Annotated in this window: 21 protein-coding genes; 15 read left to right on the top strand and 6 right to left on the bottom strand. The window is 62.6% G+C overall.

Annotated elements, in window-relative coordinates; all coding sequences use genetic code 11:
• The first annotated feature begins 5 nt into the window (after positions 1-5).
• Positions 6-1,127: a beta-ketoacyl-ACP synthase III gene (locus tag ROSMUC_RS04935; protein WP_037270235.1), complete on the top strand. Its 1,122-nt coding sequence runs from the start codon at positions 6-8 to the stop codon at positions 1,125-1,127.
• Between the two features lie 113 nt (positions 1,128-1,240).
• Positions 1,241-1,699 carry a hypothetical protein gene (locus ROSMUC_RS04940; RefSeq protein ID WP_037270237.1) on the top strand — a complete coding sequence of 153 codons (459 nt, stop codon included), beginning with the start codon at positions 1,241-1,243 and terminating at the stop codon, positions 1,697-1,699.
• Positions 1,700-1,713: 14 nt separating this feature from the next.
• On the opposite strand, the gene ROSMUC_RS04945 is transcribed toward ROSMUC_RS04940, so the two are convergent.
• A complete protein-coding gene (locus tag ROSMUC_RS04945; protein WP_037270240.1) occupies positions 1,714-2,289 on the bottom strand; it encodes a HupE/UreJ family protein in 576 nt (191 codons plus the stop codon).
• A gap of 139 nt (positions 2,290-2,428) precedes the next feature.
• Positions 2,429-3,826 (bottom strand): aminotransferase family protein, encoded by a 1,398-nt coding sequence (locus tag ROSMUC_RS04950; RefSeq protein ID WP_037270241.1) that lies wholly within the window; start codon positions 3,824-3,826, stop codon positions 2,429-2,431.
• A gap of 427 nt (positions 3,827-4,253) precedes the next feature.
• Between ROSMUC_RS04950 and ROSMUC_RS04955 the strand changes: the two genes are divergently transcribed.
• The 3 genes from ROSMUC_RS04955 (at position 4,254) to ROSMUC_RS04965 (ending at position 7,411) form a co-directional block, all read left to right on the top strand.
• On the top strand, positions 4,254-5,252 hold the full coding sequence (locus ROSMUC_RS04955; protein ID WP_037270243.1) for a taurine ABC transporter substrate-binding protein: 999 nt from the start codon (positions 4,254-4,256) through the stop codon (positions 5,250-5,252).
• Positions 5,253-5,339: 87 nt separating this feature from the next.
• A complete protein-coding gene (locus tag ROSMUC_RS04960) occupies positions 5,340-6,149 on the top strand; it encodes a taurine ABC transporter ATP-binding protein (RefSeq protein WP_037270244.1) in 810 nt (269 codons plus the stop codon).
• A complete protein-coding gene (locus tag ROSMUC_RS04965) occupies positions 6,146-7,411 on the top strand; it encodes an ABC transporter permease (RefSeq protein WP_037270246.1) in 1,266 nt (421 codons plus the stop codon). The genes ROSMUC_RS04960 and ROSMUC_RS04965 overlap by 4 nt, the downstream gene beginning before the upstream one ends.
• 39 nt (positions 7,412-7,450) lie before the next feature.
• Here ROSMUC_RS04965 and ROSMUC_RS04970 read toward each other — a convergent pair whose 3' ends face one another.
• Genes ROSMUC_RS04970 through ROSMUC_RS04980 form a run of 3 tightly spaced genes read right to left on the bottom strand, consistent with a single transcriptional unit; the run spans position 7,451 to position 9,117 of the window.
• On the bottom strand, positions 7,451-8,296 hold the full coding sequence (locus ROSMUC_RS04970; protein WP_037270249.1) for an urea carboxylase-associated family protein: 846 nt from the start codon (positions 8,294-8,296) through the stop codon (positions 7,451-7,453).
• Between the two features lies 1 nt (position 8,297).
• The gene (locus ROSMUC_RS04975) at positions 8,298-8,513 is read right to left on the bottom strand and encodes a hypothetical protein (protein ID WP_037270251.1); all 216 of its coding nucleotides are present in this window, start codon (positions 8,511-8,513) and stop codon (positions 8,298-8,300) included.
• 4 nt (positions 8,514-8,517) lie between these two features.
• Positions 8,518-9,117: a DNA-3-methyladenine glycosylase I gene (locus ROSMUC_RS04980; protein ID WP_037270253.1), complete on the bottom strand. Its 600-nt coding sequence runs from the start codon at positions 9,115-9,117 to the stop codon at positions 8,518-8,520.
• A gap of 108 nt (positions 9,118-9,225) precedes the next feature.
• Between ROSMUC_RS04980 and ROSMUC_RS04985 the strand changes: the two genes are divergently transcribed.
• The 3 genes from ROSMUC_RS04985 to phbB all read left to right on the top strand — a co-directional run bounded on the left by ROSMUC_RS04985 (position 9,226) and on the right by phbB (position 12,270).
• A complete protein-coding gene (locus ROSMUC_RS04985) occupies positions 9,226-10,062 on the top strand; it encodes an EAL domain-containing protein (RefSeq protein WP_037270255.1) in 837 nt (278 codons plus the stop codon).
• Positions 10,063-10,202: 140 nt separating this feature from the next.
• Positions 10,203-11,378: an acetyl-CoA C-acetyltransferase gene (locus tag ROSMUC_RS04990; RefSeq protein WP_037270257.1), complete on the top strand. Its 1,176-nt coding sequence runs from the start codon at positions 10,203-10,205 to the stop codon at positions 11,376-11,378.
• A 169-nt stretch (positions 11,379-11,547) separates the two neighbouring features.
• Positions 11,548-12,270, top strand: coding sequence for an acetoacetyl-CoA reductase (gene phbB, locus ROSMUC_RS04995; protein ID WP_037270259.1), 723 nt, complete (start codon positions 11,548-11,550; stop codon positions 12,268-12,270).
• Between the two features lie 45 nt (positions 12,271-12,315).
• On the opposite strand, the gene ROSMUC_RS05000 is transcribed toward phbB, so the two are convergent.
• Entirely contained in the window at positions 12,316-13,353 is a 1,038-nt protein-coding gene (locus ROSMUC_RS05000) for a LacI family DNA-binding transcriptional regulator (protein ID WP_037270261.1), read from the bottom strand.
• Between the two features lie 136 nt (positions 13,354-13,489).
• On the opposite strand from ROSMUC_RS05000, the gene ROSMUC_RS05005 reads away from it, so the two are divergent.
• The 7 genes from ROSMUC_RS05005 (at position 13,490) to ROSMUC_RS05035 (ending at position 19,843) form a co-directional block, all read left to right on the top strand.
• Positions 13,490-13,669, top strand: coding sequence for a hypothetical protein (locus ROSMUC_RS05005; RefSeq protein ID WP_037270264.1), 180 nt, complete (start codon positions 13,490-13,492; stop codon positions 13,667-13,669).
• 26 nt (positions 13,670-13,695) lie between these two features.
• Positions 13,696-14,844, top strand: a complete 1,149-nt coding sequence (locus ROSMUC_RS05010) for a TRAP transporter substrate-binding protein (RefSeq protein WP_037270266.1) — start codon at positions 13,696-13,698, stop codon at positions 14,842-14,844.
• Between the two features lie 106 nt (positions 14,845-14,950).
• The gene (locus tag ROSMUC_RS05015) at positions 14,951-15,457 is read left to right on the top strand and encodes a TRAP transporter small permease (RefSeq protein WP_009817082.1); all 507 of its coding nucleotides are present in this window, start codon (positions 14,951-14,953) and stop codon (positions 15,455-15,457) included.
• A gap of 9 nt (positions 15,458-15,466) precedes the next feature.
• Positions 15,467-16,795 carry a TRAP transporter large permease gene (locus ROSMUC_RS05020; RefSeq protein WP_037270268.1) on the top strand — a complete coding sequence of 443 codons (1,329 nt, stop codon included), beginning with the start codon at positions 15,467-15,469 and terminating at the stop codon, positions 16,793-16,795.
• A 9-nt stretch (positions 16,796-16,804) separates the two neighbouring features.
• Positions 16,805-18,112, top strand: a complete 1,308-nt coding sequence (hisD, locus tag ROSMUC_RS05025; RefSeq protein WP_037270270.1) for a histidinol dehydrogenase — start codon at positions 16,805-16,807, stop codon at positions 18,110-18,112.
• Positions 18,105-18,863 (top strand): SDR family NAD(P)-dependent oxidoreductase, encoded by a 759-nt coding sequence (locus ROSMUC_RS05030; protein ID WP_037270272.1) that lies wholly within the window; start codon positions 18,105-18,107, stop codon positions 18,861-18,863. Before hisD ends, ROSMUC_RS05030 begins: the two co-directional genes overlap by 8 nt.
• Positions 18,860-19,843 (top strand): zinc-dependent alcohol dehydrogenase, encoded by a 984-nt coding sequence (locus ROSMUC_RS05035; RefSeq protein ID WP_037270273.1) that lies wholly within the window; start codon positions 18,860-18,862, stop codon positions 19,841-19,843. The genes ROSMUC_RS05030 and ROSMUC_RS05035 overlap by 4 nt, the downstream gene beginning before the upstream one ends.
• The last annotated feature ends 3 nt before the right edge of the window (positions 19,844-19,846 follow it).

Below are 19,846 nucleotides of genomic sequence, written 5' to 3' on the forward strand. Positions count from 1 at the left end.
TGAGAATGGGTTTGCCCGCAATCACGGGAACAGGTGTTTTCACACCGTCCGAGGTGATCACCAATGAGGAACTGGTCGTAGCCTTTAACGCCTATGCCGAAGCGTTCAACGCGCGACATGCGTCAGAGATTGCAGCCGGAGAGGTGGAAGCCAAAGGCATGTCCTCGCCCGAGTTCATCGTGAGTGCTTCGGGGATCGAGCGGCGGCATGTCATGGACAAGACCGGCGTACTCAATCCCGAGGTGATGCATCCGCTGTTGCGGCAGCGCCGGGATGACGAGCCGGGGATCATGGCGGAAATGGCGATGGATGCCTGCGCGCAAGCGCTTGCTCAGGCCGGGCGAGAGGCGTCAGAGGTCGATCTGATCATCTGCGCTGCGTCGAACCATGAGCGGCCCTATCCGGCCATTGCCATCGAGATACAGCAGCTTTTGGGCGCGGGGGGCTTTGCCTTTGACATGAATGTCGCCTGTTCCTCGGCCACGTTCGGGATTCAGGCCGCCGCCGACATGATCCGGGGCGGATCGGCCAAGCGGGCGCTGGTGGTCAGCCCCGAAATCTGTTCCGGGCATCTGGAATGGCGCGACCGCGATTGTCATTTCATCTTTGGCGATGTCTGCACCGCCATTCTGATCGAGGCGGGGGAAGAGTCCAAGGGGCCGCATTTCGTGATCCGCTCCACGCGCTGTGCCACGCAGTTTTCCAACAATATCCGAAACAACAACGGGTTTCTGCGGCGCACGCGCCCGGATGGTCTGGTGGACCGGCGCGACATGCAATTCGTGCAGGAGGGGCGCAAGGTGTTCAAGGAGGTGTTGCCGATGGTCTCGGCGCATATTCTGGCGCATCTGGAGGCCGAAGGCGTGGTGCCCGATGAATTGCGGCGGCTGTGGCTGCATCAGGCCAACAAGGCGATGAACGATTTCATCGGGCGCAAGGTGCTGGGCCGGGTGCCGGAGCCGGAGGAGCAGCCGAATATCCTGCAGGATTATGCCAACACATCCTCTGCCGGGTCGATCATCGCCTTTTCCAAGTATTCCGACGACCTTCGGCCCGGCGATCAAGGTTTGATCTGTTCCTTCGGAGCGGGCTATTCGGTGGGATCGGTTCTGGTGGAGCGCGGGTAATCCGCGGCCAAGCCCTTGGGACAATTTTTAAAACTGACAAAACATGGCAAAGCCGCTATGGGACATCCCGGTAAGGGTGGCCTCAGAAATGGCGGCCGATTTGGGGAATGCGTATGTCGACGACGGGAAGTTACCTGAAAAAGCACACCGAAGCCTTGGTCAAGGACGTCGGAATCGAGGCGGCCTGCCAATTGACCGGCAAGTTCAAGGCGACGCTGGGGCGCTATTATTCCGACCATGACGAGCACGCAGACCGCTTCATGCCGGTGGATACCGTGGCCGCCCTAGAGGCCGCCGCAAGCTATCCGCATGTCACAAGCGCGCTGGCCGAGTTGTGCGGTGTGAGCCTGAGCCTGATCGCAGAGCGGCGCAATACGCAGGAACGGGCCAATGTGAACAGCGATGTCATCGCGCTGTCACAGCGCTTTGCGATGCTCATGGCCGAGTATCAGCAGAGCATCGCAGATGGGCGCATCACCGTGAACGAGGCCAAGCGGCTATTGCGCGAGACCACGCAATTGCAGCAGGTCTTGATCGAGATGAAGCTGCATCTTGAGGAAGAAGTGACCTGACGCCAGCGGCGCGCTCAGGCGAAGGCGATATAGGCCCCGACAAGCGCGGTTGCCCCGCCCATCAGGCGGAGCGGCAGGGCGCGGGCATTACGGGTTTCACGCGCAGCGGTGAAGGCGATGAGCAATCCCGCCCCATGCAGAAGCGCCGTGGCGATGGCAAAGCCCGCGCCGAATTGCAGCGCCTGCGCCTGACCCAGTTCTCCGCCATGGGCGTGACCGTGAAAGAGCGCGAAGAGTGCCACAAGGGTCATGGCCAGCCCCGGCGCGGGACGCAGCGCAAGGGCCACGACAAGACCAAGCGCCATGATCGAGGCGAGAATCATCGGTTCGACCATCGGCAGAGGCAGGCCGATCAGGGCCCCGAGAAACCCGAGGATCATCGCCAGAACAAAGGCGCTGGGCACCGTCCAGAGCGCGCGGCCGCCGATCTGCGCCGCCCAGAGGCCGACGGCGATCATCGCAAGCACATGATCGAGGCCGAAAAGCGGATGCGTCACCCCGGCCAGGAAAGAGCCATATTCGCCCTCGGGCAGATGCGCCGCTGCGGGGCTGGCGGCGAGGATCAGGAGCGGGGCGAGGAGGCGTTTCATTGGGGGGTCCTTATCTGGTCAACCGGCGCCTCGGGGTGAGTCGCGCCTGTGGGGCAGGATGTAGAGGGTTGGAACGGGACGCAACAAAAAACCCGGCACGCGGGTGCGCGCCGGGTCAGGTGGGGAAATCGCGACCAGATCAGCCGAAGACGCGGGTCAATGCCGCATCCGTGGCGGAAATCAGGTGGTTGATGTCGTCCTTGGTCGCAATCAGCGCGGGCGAATAGCACAGCGTGTTGTTGAAGCCGGGGATCGAGCGATTTGTGGCCCCGATGATGACGCCCTGCGCCATGCAGTCGGCCACAACGGCCTGAACCCGCTTTTCATCCATCGGTTCCTTGGTGGCGCGGTCGGCAACCAGTTCGGCCCCGAGAAACAGACCCTTGCCGCGCACATCGCCGATGACGGCGTGCTTGTCCTTGAGCGCGCGAAGCTGGTCGAGCATGTAGTCGCCCATCGCCACGGTATTGCCCAGGAGATCCTCTTCCTCGATGATCGCCATGTTTTCCAGCGCCGCAGCGGGACCGGCGGTGCAGCCGCCAAAGGTCGAGATGTCGCGGAAATAGTTCATCGGATCGGTGGTGTCGTCCTTGAACATGTCGAACACGCGCTCGTTGGTGACACAGCAGGCGATGGCGGCATAGCCAGAGGCCACGCCCTTGGCCATGGTCACGAAATCGGGCTCGACCCCGTAATGCTGATAGCCGAACCAGGTGCCGGTGCGCCCGATGCCGCAGACAACCTCGTCGATATGCAGGAGGATGTCGTATTTGCGGCAAATCTCTTGCACGCGGGGCCAGTAGCCCTCGGGCGGGGTGATGACGCCACCACCGGCAGTGACGGGTTCAAGGCAGAGCGCGCCGATGGTGTCGGGCCCTTCGGCCAAGATCACCTCTTCGATGGCATTGGCGGCGGCGATGCCATATTCCTCGCCCTCGAGATCCCATTGCGCGCGGTATTCAAGGCAATGCGGCACACGCACGAAACCGGGGGTATAGGGACCATATTGCGCGTTGCGCTGATCCTGCCCACCCGCAGAGAGACAGGCAATCGTGGTGCCGTGGTAATCGCGGTCGCGGTAGAGGATTTTATGCTTTTTGCCGCCATAACGCTTGTGCGCGATCTGGCGGACCATTTTAAAGGCCTTCTCATTCGCCTCGGAACCGGAGTTGGTGTAGTAGACCCGGCTCATTCCCGGCATTTTCGAGATCAGCTTTTCAGAGAAAAGCGCGCCGGGGATCGAGCCCGCGGAGCCTGCGAAATAGGGCAGTTTGATGAGCTGGTCGCGCACCGCGTTGGCGATGCGTTCGCGGCCATAGCCCACGTTGACGGTCCAGACGCCGCCGGAGACACCGTCGAGATGTTCCTTGCCCTTTTGGTCCCAGACACGCATGCCACGCCCCTCGACGATGATGCGGGGATCGGCCTTGGGGTCGGTGCCGCTCCAGGGCGCGTGTTGAATCAGGTGATGCCAGACATGCGCGCGGTCGGCCTCGACCACATGGGAGATGTCGTTGTCGCGAAGTTTGCCGTCCATGGCGATGCTCCATCAGGTTGAGGCCCGGCGCGGGGCGCGGGCCGTCTATGTATATCACGGGTTGTCCTGCCCGCATATCAGCCGAGAATCCGGGCAGATCGTTAGGGCCAGAGCATAGCATTAAATAGGTCCAGAATAGCCCGCCGCTGTGCGAGTTTGCGAGTAACTCTCTGGTCTATTTCAGTTTTTCATCAACAGGGACGAGCGCCGCTTCTGTTTCAGGCTATCCGAAAACCTCTTTTCGGAAATACTGAAATGATCTTAGCTCTGTTATAATTGCGTTGATCGGGGCCTGTGGATCGGGTTCACTCTGGGCTGTCGCCTGTTCCGGGGTGCGTGTGATCCAATCGGCCCGGACGCAGGAGAAACCCGCCGAAACGTGCGGGGTGAAACAGAAAAACGACTGTAACCAACGGGAGAAGACAAGATGAGCATGAAAAGCAAACTGATGTCGGCGGTGGCTGGCGCGGCGTTCTTGGCCGGAGCCGGGGCGGCAAGCGCAGAAGAGATCACCGTGGCCTATTTCCTCGAATGGCCGATGCCGTTCCAGTATGCCAAGGAAATGGGCACTTATGACAAGGAAATGGGCGTCAAGGTCAACTGGCGTGCGTTTGACACCGGCACCGCGATGAGTGCTGCGATGGCATCGGGCGATGTGCATCTGTCGGTCAGCCAGGGTGTTCCGCCCTTCGTGGTGGCCACCAGCGCCGGGCAGGATTTGCAGACCCTCGACGTGGCCGTGAGCTATGCCGACAACGACAACTGTGTCGTCGCCTCGGCGCTGGAAATCGACAAGACCAACGCCGCCGAACTGGCCGGCAAGAAGGTTGCCGTGCCGCTGGGCACCGCCGCGCATTACGGGTTCCTCAAGCAGATGAACCATTTCGGCGTGGATATTTCCACCATGGACGTGGTCAACATGGCCCCGCCAGAGGGGGCTGCCGCCATCGCGCAGGGCGCTGTTGACATGTTCTGCGGCTGGGGCGGATCGCTGCGCCGGGCCAAGGAGCATGGCAACGTGCTGTTGACCGGTGCCGAAAAGGAAGAGCTGGGGATTCTGGTGTTTGACGTGACATCCGGCCCGGCGGCCTTTGTCGCGGAAAATCCCGATCTGGTCGCCAAGTTCCTGAAAGTGACCGCAGATGCCAATGCGATGTGGGCCGATCCGGCCAATCGCGACACGATGCTGCCGGTCATCGCCAAGGATAGCGGCATGGATGTCGAGGCCACGGCAGCAACGATCGACACCTTCGTATTTCCCACTGTCGAAGAGCAGTTGACCGCCAAATGGCTGGGCGGCGGCGCGCAGGAATTCATGAAGGGCGTGGCCGAGGTCTTTGTCGAGGCAGGCAGCATCGATTCGGCGCTGGCCACCTATGAGAACAACGTCAACACCGGACCGCTGGCCGCCGCCAACGGCATGTAAGCCCGGCTGACGGACTGAAACGAGGCCCGCCCCGCATGAACGGGCGGGCCTCTGCCCAACAATCCCAGAGAAAAACAGGGGGTGGGGATGTCGACACTTTCGATTGATAACATCTCGATGCGGTTCGATCTGCCGAATGGCAGCCATGTGCAGGCGCTCAAGAATGTTTCGCTTGAGATCAAGACCGGCGAGTTGATGAGCGTGCTGGGGCCGTCAGGCTGTGGCAAGACCACGCTTCTGAACATCCTTGCCGGGTTTCTGGCCCCGACCGAGGGGCAGATCACGCTGAACGGGCATCGGGTGACGGGCCCAGATGCCGAGCGCGGCATGGTGTTTCAGCAAGGCGCGCTGTTTGAATGGATGAGCGTGCGCGACAACGTAAGCTTCGGCCCCCGCATGGCAGGCAAGCGGGAAAAGGAATGGGCGGGCACGGTCGATCATTTGCTTGAGGTCGTTGGCCTGCGCGATTTCAAGGAAAAGGCGGTTTATGAGTTGTCGGGGGGCATGCAGCAGCGCGTGGCGCTGGCGCGGTGCCTTGCGAATGATCCCGATGTGATCCTGATGGACGAGCCCTTGGGCGCGCTCGATGCGCTGACGCGCGAAAAGATGCAAGGTTTGGTGCTGAAGCTCTGGAAAGAGACCGGCAAGACCATCATTCTGATCACCCATTCGGTCGAAGAGGCGCTGCTCTTGGGCGAGCGGCTCTTGGTGATGGCCCCGCGACCGGGGCGGGTGCACAAGGAATACCGCCTGCCCTTTGCAGAATTGGGGGCGGGCCGTGATCTGCGCGAGGTCAAGAAAGTGCCTGATTTCGCCGCCAAGCGAGAGGAAATCCTGACGATGATCTGGGACATGGAAGAAGAGATCATGGGCCGGGCAGAGGAGGCGGGCGCATGATCATTCTGATCATTTACGTGGCGATTTTTGCGGCGTCGTTTTTCGTCGTGCGCCTTGGCGTGCGCAAATTCCGGCAGATGAACGATTTCACCTCGCTCAAGACGGTGACCTTCGGGGATGAGAGCGCGGTGCGCCCGGATCGCTGGGCGAGCGTGATTTCGGTGGTCACGATCTTTTTGATCTGGGGGGCCTTTACCGGCAGCAAATGGGTGCCCATCCATGCGCCGGGGCCATTCATCGGCGATACCGAATTCACCTATACGCTGGAGGGCCCGGACGGCACGCGCGACGATGCGACAGTGACAGTGCGGGTCTTTACCGTCGGCGAGACGGTTGAAGAGCCGGTGATCGAGCCGGGTGAGGGGATTGCCAAGAATGACGTGCTGACGGTGGGCGCGTGGCGGTCGCAGCTCTTGCTCATGGACAAGAATGACGAGGTGACGCGCGATCAGGGGGCCAAGGTGATCGCGATTGACGGCAAGCCAGTGAGCGCAGGGCAGACCGTTGCGGTGGCCGATGGCACCGTGGCCGTGACCGCCAAGGGATCGCTGAATTTCGCCCCCGCCAAGGGGATGCAGATGGAGCCCATATGGCTGCCGGCGCCCGAGGCGGTGGTGTCGCGTCTTATCGAAGTGTCGAAGCAGGGCTATCAGAACTTCACCCTTTTGGAGCATCTCTATTGGTCGCTGTTCCGGGTGATCGTGGGTTTTGCCCTGGGCGCGCTGGTGGGGATACCGCTGGGCTATGCCATGGGGTTGAGTGACTGGTTCCGCGGGTGGTTCGATCCGATCGTCGAATTCATGCGCCCGGTGCCGCCTCTGGCGCTGATTCCGCTGGTGATTATCTGGGCCGGGATCGGCGAGAGCGGCAAGATCATCCTGCTCTTTCTGGCCGCGCTCTGGATCATGACGATTTCGGCGCGGGCGGGTGTATCCGGCGTGGCGATTTCCAAGGTCCATGCCGCCTATTCGCTGGGCGCAAGCAAATGGCAACTCATGCGGCATGTGATCGTGCCCAACTCGCTGCCCGAGATTTTCACCGGCGCGCGCGTCGCGATGGGGGTCTGTTGGGGCACGGTGGTGGCCGCCGAACTGGTGGCGGCGGAAAAGGGCGCAGGCATGATGATCATGGTCGCCAGCCGCTTTCAGCTGACCGATATTGTGCTGATGGGGATCATCCTGATCGGGATCATCGGCTATGGCATCGACATCCTGATGCGCAAGGCCGAGAACTGGCTGGTGCCGTGGAAGGGCCGGGTTTGAGATAAGGTGCGGGCAGGGCTAACCCCCTGCCCTTTCCTTTTACCGCCCGTGGCTGCCGTCATAGCCATTGCGCGCGGGGCTCTGCCAACCGGAGAGCGCGCCGGGTGCGGGGGCGAACACCTCGACCAGCATCGGGTAACAGGCCGCCGTGTCGCTGGTATGCTCGGACGAGCAATCACCACCGGGACAGGCGCTGAGACATCCCAGAATGTCGATCTCGGCAAAGAACTCCAGATAGTCGCCGGGGCGCACGGGGCTGGCCTTCATGAAATATTGCCCCGTGTCGCGGGTGAATCCGGTGCACATGAAGACGTTGAGCACGTCGTGGACATGCGGTTCCGCCTCGGCCAAGGACACGCCCAATTCATCCGCCAGGGCGCGGGTCAGGTTGGAATGGCAGCAGTGGTGATACTGCACCCCCGACAGGAGGTTACCGGTATAGGGATCGCAGCGGGTGCCGATCACGTCATGCACCGAGCCGCCAAACTCGTCGATGCCATACCAGCCCAGACTATCCCCGGTGATCGTGGCCATCGGGCGCAGGTGCGGAAAGGACGACCAGAGCCGTTCACCGGCGGTCACATGGGTGCCGTGGAGCGCGCGGGTCTTGCCGGAATAGAACCGCTCTGTGAGGTCATGCGCGTTCCAGAGGTTGAGGTCGCCCACTTGCGGGCCATCCACGCTGGTGATGCGAAAGAACTGCCCCGCCTCGGCGCGAAAGCAGGCCGCCTCGCGCGGAGGGACCAGCACCTCTGACACCTTAGTCCCCCCGGCGCGGGCGGCGGCGTAGAGCGCCAGATCGGGCACGGGCAACGTGTCATTGGGATAGCAGATCACGGGCGGCACGGCGCGGCGGGCGGCGGCATCGGCGGGGCTATGGCTCATCTCAGTCCTCTGGAACGTCGCGGGGATTTACCGCGCAATCCAAAGGCGGTTTGCCGGTGGATGTAAAGACCTGCGCACCGCAGGCCATGCAGCGGTAATAGGATTGCCCGTCGCGGTCCTGCCGCCGGTCCGCGCGCCAGCGGCACGACCGCGTGCGCCGGTTGGACAGGATCAGCACCAGCACGAAGGCGATGATCAGCCCTGCGACAACCAGCATCCGGCTATTCCCTGGCCGTGGCACCGAAGCGGGTGTCGTGGGCGGCCTGCGCCACCGGCGCATGACAGGGGCAGGTGACGAGGTGATCGTTGACCATGCCCACCGCCTGCATGAAGGCATAGGTGATCGTCGGGCCACAGAACTTGAAGCCGCGTTTCTGCAAATCCTTTGAAAGTTTTACAGAAATATCGGTCTGCGCAGGAACCTCTGCCAAGCTGCGCCACCGGTTCTGAATGGGCTGACCGCCGACATGATCCCAGAGGTAGCGGTCAAAGCCTTCGTTAGCTTCGATCTCGGCCCAGGCGCGGGCATTGCCGATGGTCGCCGCGATCTTGCCCCGGTGGCGGATGATGCCCGGATCGGCCAAGAGGCGCGTCACCTCATCCTCGCCCCATGTGGCGATGACATGCGGGTCAAACCCATGGAAAGCCGTGCGAAAATTCTCGCGCTTGCGCAGGATGGTGATCCAGCTCAGCCCCGCCTGAAAGCCGTCGAGAATGAGCTTTTCCCAAAGCGCGCGGCTATCATATTCGGGCACGCCCCATTCGGTATCGTGATAGGACAGGTAAAGCGGATCGTCACTGACCCAGCCACAACGCTCCATCGTTTTCCCCCTCTGAAACGGCAGATACGCGCGTCCATTCAAATGCGCGCCTTAAGCGATCCTTAAGCCATCTGCGCCAGTTTGAGAACAGACGTTCCGGAGGGGCAAATGGGACAGAAACACAAATGGGCCGATATTCCGGCGGGGTTCGATACCCCGCTGTCCTATGCCGTGTCAGCACGGGACCGTTCCGTGATCGACATGGTCAATCAGGCGGTGAAGCACAAACAGGTGCTCTTGGCCTATCAGGCGGTGGTGCCCGCGCGGCAGCAAGATCGGCCTGCGTTTTACGAGGGGTTGATTCGTGTGCTCGATGCCACGGGCCGGGTGATCCCCGCCAAGGATTTCATCACCCAGATCGAGGTAACGGAAACCGGGCGGATCATTGATTGTCTGGCGCTGGAAAAGGGGCTGCGCACGCTGGTCAACTATCCGGACCTGCGGTTGGCGATCAACATGTCGGCGCGCTCTATCGGATATTCACGGTGGATGCGCACGTTGAAGAAAGGGCTCAGCGACGACCCCACCATCGGCGAGCGGCTGATTCTGGAGATCACGGAAAACTCGGCCATGCTGGTGCCCGAGCTTGTGACCGGGTTCATGAAAGAGTTGCAGGCCAAGGGAATAAGCTTTGCACTCGATGATTTCGGGGCGGGTTACACCTCTTTCCGGTTTCTCAAGGAGTTCTATTTCGACATTCTCAAGATCGACGGGCAATTCGTGCGCGGCATCGCAACGGACCCCGACAATCAGGTGCTGACCGCCGCCCTGGCCAGCATCGGGCAGCAATTCGATATGGTGACAGTGGCCGAAAGCGTCGAAAAACCGGAGGATGCCGCCTATCTCGCGGCGCTGGGGATTGATTGTTTGCAAGGCTACTACTTTGGCGCGCCCACGGTGCGGCCCCCCTGGATTGACAGCGCCCTTGACCGCGCCACCGCTTGAATGTGACACTCCGTCCGTTGCCGCAGTGCGGCATCTAAGATATGACGCCGCGTAACGGCGGAGGTGACAGAGGAATGGCCACGTTAATGTGACATTCCTATGCCACACTCCCGTCCGGCAAATCCTGGTGGAGGACATAGATGACCAATGTAGTAATCGCATCCGCAGCGCGCACCGCTGTGGGTTCCTTTGGCGGCGCGTTCGCAAATACGCCGGCGCATGATCTGGGCGCAGCCGTGCTTGAGGCAGTGGTTGCCCGCGCGGGTATTGAAAAGAGCGAAGTCTCTGAGACGATTCTCGGTCAGGTGCTGACCGCCGCGCAGGGCCAGAACCCGGCGCGCCAGGCGCATATCAATGCCGGTTTGCCAATTGAATCCGCAGCCTGGAGCATCAATCAGGTCTGTGGCTCGGGTCTGCGGGCCGTGGCGCTGGGCGCACAGCATATCCAGCTGGGCGATGCCGCCATCGTTTGCGCCGGTGGTCAGGAAAACATGACGCTGAGCCCCCATGCCGCCTATCTGCGCGCCGGTCACAAGATGGGCGACATGACCTATATCGACACGATGATTCGCGACGGTCTGTGGGATGCGTTCAACGGCTATCACATGGGTCAGACCGCGGAAAACGTGGCTGACCAGTGGCAGATCACCCGTGACATGCAGGACGAATTCGCCGTGGCCAGCCAAAACAAGGCTGAAGCCGCGCAGAAGGCGGGCAAGTTTGACGACGAGGTGATCGCCTTTGCCGTCAAGACGCGAAAGGGCGAAATCATCGTCGACAAGGATGAATACATCCGCCAAGGCGCCACGATCGACGCCATGCAAAAGCTGCGCCCTGCCTTTACCAAGGATGGGTCGGTCACGGCCGCCAATGCGAGCGGTCTGAATGACGGTGCGGCGGCAACCCTTTTGATGAGTGCCGATGAGGCCGAGCGCCGTGGAATCGAACCGCTGGCGCGGATTGCATCCTATGCCACCGCCGGGCTTGATCCGTCGATCATGGGCGTGGGTCCGATCCATGCCAGCCGCAAAGCGCTGGCCAAGGCCGGTTGGAGCGTGGCCGATCTTGATCTGGTAGAAGCGAACGAGGCCTTTGCCGCGCAGGCCTGTGCGGTCAACAAGGAAATGGGCTGGGATCCGGCCATCGTCAACGTGAACGGCGGCGCGATTGCGATTGGCCACCCGATTGGCGCCTCGGGCTGTCGCGTGCTGAACACGCTGCTCTTTGAGATGAAGCGGCGCGGGGCCAAGAAGGGTCTGGCCACGCTCTGCATCGGCGGCGGCATGGGCGTTGCCCTCTGCGTCGAGCGTCCGTGAACCGCGCGGGCGCGGTCTGAGAAAGGATCAAGGGCACCCCGCACGGTGCCCTTTTTCATGCCGCGCCGAAAATAGCCGCATCGCAGAAAATTTATCGCGCAACAATATTGCGCAATTCAACTCAAACCGATAACCAAGTTTCAACGCACCAGCCATATTGGAGGATATCATGGCAAGAACCGCACTCGTCACCGGGGGCTCTCGTGGAATCGGCGCCGCCATTTCCAAGGCGCTCAAGGAGGAGGGCTATACCGTCGCCGCGACCTATGCGGGCAATGATGAGGCCGCCGCCAAATTCACCGAGGAAACCGGCATCAAGACCTATAAGTGGAACGTGGCGGATTATGACAGCTCCAAGGATGGCATCGCGCAGGTTGAGGCGGAACTGGGCCCGATCGACATCGTGATCGCCAATGCCGGCATCACCCGCGATGCGCCGTTCCACAAGATGACGCCGCAGCAGTGGAAAGAGGTAATCGACACCAACCTGACAGGCGTGTTCAACACCGTGCACCCGGTCTGGTCGGGCATGCGCGACCGTGGCTTTGGCCGGATCGTGGTGATTTCCTCGATCAACGGGCAAAAGGGCCAGTTCGGTCAGGTCAACTATGCGGCGACCAAGGCGGGCGATCTGGGCATCATCAAGTCGCTGGCCCAAGAGGGTGCGGCCAAGGGCATCACCGCCAATGCCATCTGCCCCGGCTATATCGCCACGGAAATGGTCATGGCCGTGCCCGAAGCCGTGCGGGAAAAGATCATCGGCATGATTCCGGCAGGCCGTCTGGGCGAGCCTGAGGAAATCGCACGCTGCGTGACGTTCCTTGTGTCCGAGGATGCCAGCTTTATCAACGGCTCGACCATTTCGGCCAATGGCGCGCAGTTCTTTGTCTGAGTAACACGCGCTTGTCAGGGAAAGCCCGCCCGATGGCGGGCTTTTTCATGTCCGGGGGGCGGCGAGCGTGCCGCGAAAACAAATTTCTGTCTCGAGGCAGACGGGTGCCGGGGCCACGCCGCCGCCGACCATCTGAACCAAGAGCTGTGCCGCGGCGCGGCCCATGTCACGGTGCGGGACATGCACGGTGGTCAGCGCCGGATCGACCACGGTGGCAAGTTCTATATCGTCAAAGCCGGTGATCGAGACATGCCGAGGCACATCGAGCCCAAGCTGGCGCGCCATCTGCAAAGCGCCCACCGCGAGCACGTCATTGCCGCAGATCACGGCGGTGGGGGGCGTGGGCAGGGCCATGAGGCACGCCATCGCCGCGGCCCCGTTGGCGATGCTGTAGGGGGTTTGATGCAGGCGCAACGCGGAGGGATCCAGCCCGCGGTCGCGCAAGGCATCGCGCACCCCGGCAATCCGGTCGCGGGCGCGGTCGTTGCCCTCGGCCATGGCGGAAATCATGCCGATGTCGCGGTGCCCGACACGCAACACCTCGTCGGCCAAGCAGGCCATGGCGCGACGATTGTCAAAACCGATCGAGGGGCGGGCCTGTGCCGGATCAAAGGCCCAAGCGATCAACACCGGCACGCCGCGCTGTTCGAGAAAGGCGTAGATACCGGGATCGCGGTCATGGCCAATGAGCAAGAGCGCATCCGCACCGCGCGCCACAAGCGTGCGAATCTGCTCCGCCTCGATCTCGGGGCTGTAGGAGGAGGAGGCGACCAGAAGCGTCTGGCCGCTGAGATGCAATTCCTCCTGAAAGGCCTGAATGGCGCGGGCAAAAATAGCATTTTCCATCGTCGGGATGATCGCGCCGATGGTGCCGGTGCGCCGCGCGGCCAGGGCCCGCGCGCCGAAATTGGGAGAATAACCCAAGGACGCGACCGCGCTCAGGACACGGTCGCGCGTGGTTGTCTGCACCTGCGCGGGGGAGTTGAGGCAACGCGAGACAGTGGCGGTGGACACCCCCGCCGCGCGGGCGACATCGGCCAGCGTGGGCAGGTTGGGAGCGGTGTCTGAGAGGCGTCGATTCATCCTGTGGCCCGGAGCGTTTGTGTCGAACTCTGCCCGTCTGTAACGGGATTTCAGGAATATAACAGCTTGCGCGAAAATATGTAAGCGCTTACATTTCTCTCGAATCGTCGGCAAATCCGGCGAGAGGGAGGGCCGCATGTTCCTGTTTGCCGCATTGATCCTGTTCGGTGTCTTCGGCGCGAATGTAGCGCTGGGGGCCTTTGCCAATGCCGCGTTTCTGACAGGTGTGGGGGAGATGCTGCTGCTTTTGGCGGCGGTCGTGACCTTTGTCGTCGCCACGTTGAGGAGCGAGGCGGCGCGCAAGCGCGGAAAATAAAACCAAATCTCAGGGAGGAGATACGAATGAACGAAGAGAGCAAAGAGCTTGCGTCCGAGGAGCGGCGCAATTTCCTGAAACTGGCAACCACCGGCAGCTTTACCGCCGCAGTTGTCGCGGCGGCGGCGGGCACGCTGTGGTCGTCCGAGGCAAGCGCACAGACCGCCAATGAAGAGCGCGAGCGCGAGGCGGCGGCAGAGCATGTGATGACGCTGGCCACGGAATATGTGGTGGGCACCACGCGCAGCTATCCGATGATGCAGCTCGACGTGAAGGAGAACCTGCAAAACGCCTCGAACGGCAAGATTTACGTCAAGCTGGCCCCCGGTGGACAGTTGGGCGTGGGTTCGGCGTTGGCGCAGAAGGTGCAGGGCGGCACGATCAATGCCGGGCAATTCTCGCTCTCGAATTTTGCCCCGTTCGCCCCGGCGGTGGACCTGATCAACATGCCCTATTTCTGCGGGGCCAATCAGCGCTTCGTCAATCTTGTGACCTCTGACATCTGGAAGAAAGAGGTGAATGCGCTGGTCGAGGCGCGCGGGTTCAAGCCGATGTTCTATTTCTGCATCGACCCGCGAGTGATGGCGGTGCGCAAGGGCGGCGGTGGGCCAATCATGACACCTGCGGATTTGCAGGGGGTCAAGTTCCGCGTGCCCGGCTCAAATATGTTGCAGCAGTTCTATCGCATGGGCGGCGCCAATCCGACGCCGGTCGCCTGGGGTGAGACGCCTTCGGCCATCAAACAAGGTGTGGCCGATGCGCTCGATCCTTCGGTGGGCGCGCTCTATGCCTTTGGCTTCAAGGATATTCTGAGCCACGTCACCTTTACCCAAGCGGTGCCGGACAGCCAGACCTATGCCTGCAATCTCGAATGGTTCAACAGCCTGCCCGCCGATGTTCAGGAAGCGATTGAATGGGCGTCCGAGATGAGCTTTCACCAGAACCTTGCCAAGGTGCCGTCGGCGCGCACCTTTGCCATGGCAGAGATGAACAAATCCGGCGTGGAGTTCCATTCGCTGAGTGATGATCAGATGGCCGAGTGGAAAGACACCGTGGGCTATCAGCGGTCGGAATGGGACAGCTTCAAGACCGAGCTGGCCGGGTCGATGGAGACCTTTGACAAGCTGGTCGAGGCGGCGGGCACCAAGGGCAAATACTACGTCCACGACGCCTGAGCCATGAGCGGCCGGGCGCGCGCATGACCGCCGCGCCCGGTCTATGCAATGAGAACGACAGAACGGCCGGGGCCGCCATGCGCGCCCCGAACCGGAGAGGTTTGACATGCTCAGCACACTCGACCGCAATCTGGAGCGATGGGCGCTTCTGATCTTTTACATGATGCTGGTCGTCACCATGGCGATCGAGGTGATCAGGCGCGAGGTATTCGCCTATTCCTCGGTCTGGGGCGAAGAGATCGTGCGCTATGCCTTTATCTATCTGGCGTGGATCGGGGCGGCGGCGGCGGTGCGCGAGCGCGCCCATATCCGCATTGACGTGATCATGCATTACGTCGGGCCGCGCATGAAGGCGGCGCTTTACATCCTGGGTGATCTGGTGATGGCGGCGGTGGCTGTCGTGGCGCTCTACTGGTCCTGGGAGACGGTGCTGGTTTCGGCCAAGTTCGGCTCGGTCAGTGCCGGGTTGCGGGTGTCGATGGTGTGGTTTCTCTTGGCGGTGCCGGTGGGCTTTGGCCTCATGCTGTTGCGCCTTGTGCAATCCTTCCTGCGCGATCTGCGCGCCCTTCGTGACGGGACGCCCGTGCACGAAGGCAATCAGCTATTCGACTGAGGGGCGCGGATCATGTGGAATACCTTTGCGCAAACCGTCGATCTGGGCTGGGATTTTTACGGGCCGGTGATCCTGTTCGTGGTGCTGGTGGCCTTGGCGGTGCCCGTCTGGGCCGCTATCGGATCAGCCGCGATCGTCATGCTGATGTGGTCCGGCGCGCTGCCGCTCAGCCTTGTGGGCGAGAGCCTCTTTGACGGGATCGACGCCTTTGCGCTGACCGCCGTGCCGCTCTTTATCCTGACCGGCGACGTGCTGGTGCGCACGGGCCTCAGCCGCAAGTTTCTGAACGTGGCGGAGGCGCTGACGCAGTTTGCCAAGGGCGGCTTCGGCTCGGCCACGGTGCTTGTCTGCGGCATGTTCTCGGCCATCTCGGGGTCGGACGCGGCAGGGGCGGCGGCGGTCGGGCGGATGACCATCGACCGGCTGGTCGAAAGCGGATACCCGCGCCCCTATGCCTGCGCGCTGGTGGCGGCGGGCGCCTGCACCGGCATCCTCATCCCGCCGTCGATTGCCTATATCATCATCGGTCTGGTGCTGGGCATTTCCGCCTCGACCCTGTTCATGGCCGCGCTCATTCCGGGAATGCTGATCCTCTTGTCGATCCTGATCACCAATATCGTGGTCAATCGCATCTATGGCTATGAGGGCGGCGGCAATATCGGGTTTAGTGAGTATTTTGCCAATCTGGGCCGTGCGCTGGCGTCGGGCTGGTATGCCTTTATCGTGCCGGGGATCATTTTCTATGGCATCTTTTCGGGACGGCTGACGCCGACCGAGGCGGGCGCGACTGCGGTCATTGTCACGGTGATCCTTGGCTTTATCCTTGGCACGCTCAAGCTGGCGGATTTTCCGGCCATGCTCATCAGTTCGGCCAAGGTCAACGGGGTGATCCTGCCGATCATCGCCTTTTCGCTGCCGCTGGCGCAGGCGCTGGCGATCATGGGCGTGCCGCAGGGGTTTGTCACCGCAGTCACGGGTCTGACCGACGATCCGGCGCTGCTCATCCTCCTGATGATCCTGATCCTGATTGCGGCCGGCTGTGTGATGGAGACGACGCCCAATATCGTCATCCTCGCGCCGATCCTGAAACCGCTGGCCGACAATATCGGCATGAATGAAATCCAGTTCTGCGTGATGATGATCACCGCGCTGGGTGTGGGATTCATCACGCCGCCGCTTGGCCTCAACCTCTTTGTCGTGTCGGGCATCACCGGCGAATCCATCCTGCGGATCGCGTGGCGGGCGGTGCCCTTTGTCTTCTTCATGCTGATCGTGGTGCTGCTGATTGCCTATATCCCGGCGATTTCGACCACGATGCTCCCCGAAATCTACAGATAGGACGCTCCAATGACCCGGGAATACCTCAAGAAAGCAACGCTGACCTCAACTTCGCACGCGAGCGATGTGCACGAGACCGTGCAGGGCATTCTGGCCGACATCGAGGCGGGGGGCGACAAGGTGGCGCTGGACTATGCCGCCAAGTTCGACCGCTACGAGGGCAACATCATCCTCACGCCCGAAGAGATAGCCGCCGCTACCGCGCTGGTGCCGGAAAAGCTCAAGCGCGATATAGAATTCGCCCATTCCAATGTGCGCCGCTTCGCGGAGGCCCAGCGCGAGACGCTGCGCGACATCGAAATCGAAGTGGTGCCGGGGCTGATTGCCGGGCAAAAGAGCATCCCCGTCCATGCCGCAGGCTGCTATGTGCCGGGCGGGCGCTATAGCCATATCGCCAGCGCCATCATGACCGTGACCACCGCCAAGGTGGCCGGCTGCAAGCATATCGTCGCTTGCTCGCCGCCCCGCCCCGGCGTGGGCGTGGCTCCGGCGATCATTTATGCGGCGCATATCTGCGGGGCCGATGTGATCATGGCCATGGGCGGCGTGCAGGGTGTGGCCGCGATGACCTTTGGTCTCTTTGGCCTGCCCCCGGCCAATATCCTTGTCGGCCCCGGCAATCAGTTCGTGGCCGAGGCCAAGCGCATCCTCTTTGGCCGCGTGGGCATCGACATGATCGCAGGCCCGACCGACAGTCTCATCCTGGCGGATGGCACGGCCGATCCGATGGTGGTGGCCACGGACCTGGTGGGACAGGCCGAGCATGGCTATAACTCGCCCGTCTGGCTGGTGACGGACGACCGCCCGCTGGCCGAAGAGGTCATGCGCCTTGTGCCCGATCTCATCGCCGATCTGCCAGAGGTGAACCGCGACAACGCCGCCGCCGCGTGGCGCGATTATGCCGAGGTGATCCTCTGCGCGGACCGCGAGGAAATGGCGGCCACCTCGGACGATTACGCGCCCGAGCACCTGACGGTGCAGGCCGAGGATCTGGATTGGTGGCTGGGGCGGTTGACCTGCTATGGCTCGCTTTTCCTGGGCGAGGAAACCACTGTGGCCTTTGGCGACAAGGCGTCGGGCACCAACCATGTGTTGCCCACCTCGGGCGCGGCCAGCTACACCGGCGGCCTCAGCGTGCATAAATACATGAAGATCGTCACATGGCAGCGCGCCACCCGCGAAGGGGCCAAGCCCGTGGCCGAGGCCACCGCGCGGATTTCGCGGCTAGAGGGAATGGAGGGCCATGCCCGCACCGCAGACATTCGCCTGCGCAAGTATTTCCCCGACGAAACATTCGACCTGACCGCCAATGGCTGAACGCGGGCTATTCGACGTCGCAGGCCGGGTGGCGCTGGTGACAGGGGCCAGTTCCGGCCTTGGTCGGCGGGCGGCCACGGTTCTGGCGCAGCACGGCGCGCAGGTGGTCGGCGTGGCCCGCCGCGCCGATGCGCTGGCGGGTTGGCAGGCCGAGGTGGGGGACAAGGGCGCCGTAATCGCGCAGGATCTGGCAGAGCGCGACGGCCTTGCCGATCTGGCGCGGCGCGCGGCAGAGCCGTTTGGCGCACCGGACATCGTGATCCATGCGGCGGGCATCAACACCCGACAGGCGGCCGACGAGGTGACGCCCGACGGCTGGGATGTGACGCTGGCGCTGAACCTCACCGCGCCGTTTTTCCTGAGCCAGCATCTTGTGCCCGCGATGCGGGACAAGGGCTGGGGCCGGATCGTCAATTTCGCGTCGCTGCAATCGTTCCGCGCCTTTCCCGGCGGCATCGCCTATGGGGCCAGCAAGGGCGGCGTGGCGCAGATGACCCGCGCCATGGCCGAGGCGTGGTCGCGCCACGGCATCTGTGTCAATGCGCTGGCCCCCGGTTTCGTGCGCACGGAATTGACCGCGCCGGTGTTCAACGATCCCGAGCGCGCGGCGCGCAATGCGGCGCAGACCTGTATCGCGCGCAATGGCGAGCCCGAGGATATGGATGGGCCGCTGCTCTTTCTGTGCTCGGAGGCCTCTGCCTATGTCACTGGCCAAATCCTGATGCTCGACGGGGGGTTCACCGCGAAATGAAGGCTTTAGTCTATACCGGGCCAGAGGCGCTCGACTATCGCGAGATGGCGGATCCGGAACCAAGAGAAGGCGAGGCCCTGATCCGGGTGGAGAGCGTGGGCATCTGCGGGTCGGACATGCATGCCTATCTCGGCCATGACGAGCGCCGCCCGGCACCGCTGGTTCTGGGCCATGAGGCGGCGGGCGTGGTGCTGAGCGGGGCGATGACAGGCGCGCGGGTAACGGTCAATCCGCTGGTGACATGCGGCAGCTGTCCGGCCTGCCGGTCGGGGCGCGACAACCTGTGCAGCACGCGGCAGATCATTTCCATGCCGCCGCGCGAGGGGGCCTTTGCCGGGCTTTTGGCGATGCCCGAGCGCAATCTGGTGCCCCTGCCCGATCATGTGACCACCCATCAGGCGGCCCTGGCGGAACCGATTGCCTGCGGCTGGCATGCCGTGCGGCTGGGGCGGGCGGTGCTGGGCGATGGCCCGCACCGCGCGCTGGTGCTGGGCGGCGGCGCGATTGGTCTGGGCGCGGCGCTGAGCCTGGCCGCCCAGGGCATCAGGGATGTCACGATGATCGAGCCGCACGCGGCGCGGCGGGCGTTTCTGGACCTGCGCTGCGATCAGAAAACGCTTGCGCCCGACGCGCTCGACCCGGCGGAGCAGTTCGACATCGTGGTCGATGGTGTGGGCTATGAGGCCACGCGCGCGCAGGCCTCTGCCCATGCGCGCCCCGGCGGTGTGATCGTGCATATCGGCTTGGGGCAGGCAACGGGCGGTTTGGACATCCGGCGCATGACGCTGCAGGAAATCACCTTTATCGGCACCTATACCTATACCGCGCAGGATTTTCGCGACTGCGCGCAGGCGATGTTCGAGGGGCACCTGGGCGCGCTCGACTGGATCGAGGAGCGGGCGCTCAGCGATGGCGCGCGCGCCTTTGCCGATATTCGCGGCGGTCGTGTGACCAGCCCCAAAATCGTCCTTGTCCCCTGAAGA

Origin of the sequence: Roseovarius mucosus DSM 17069 (genome assembly GCF_000768555.3) — a bacterium.
Lineage (GTDB): Bacteria > Pseudomonadota > Alphaproteobacteria > Rhodobacterales > Rhodobacteraceae > Roseovarius > Roseovarius mucosus.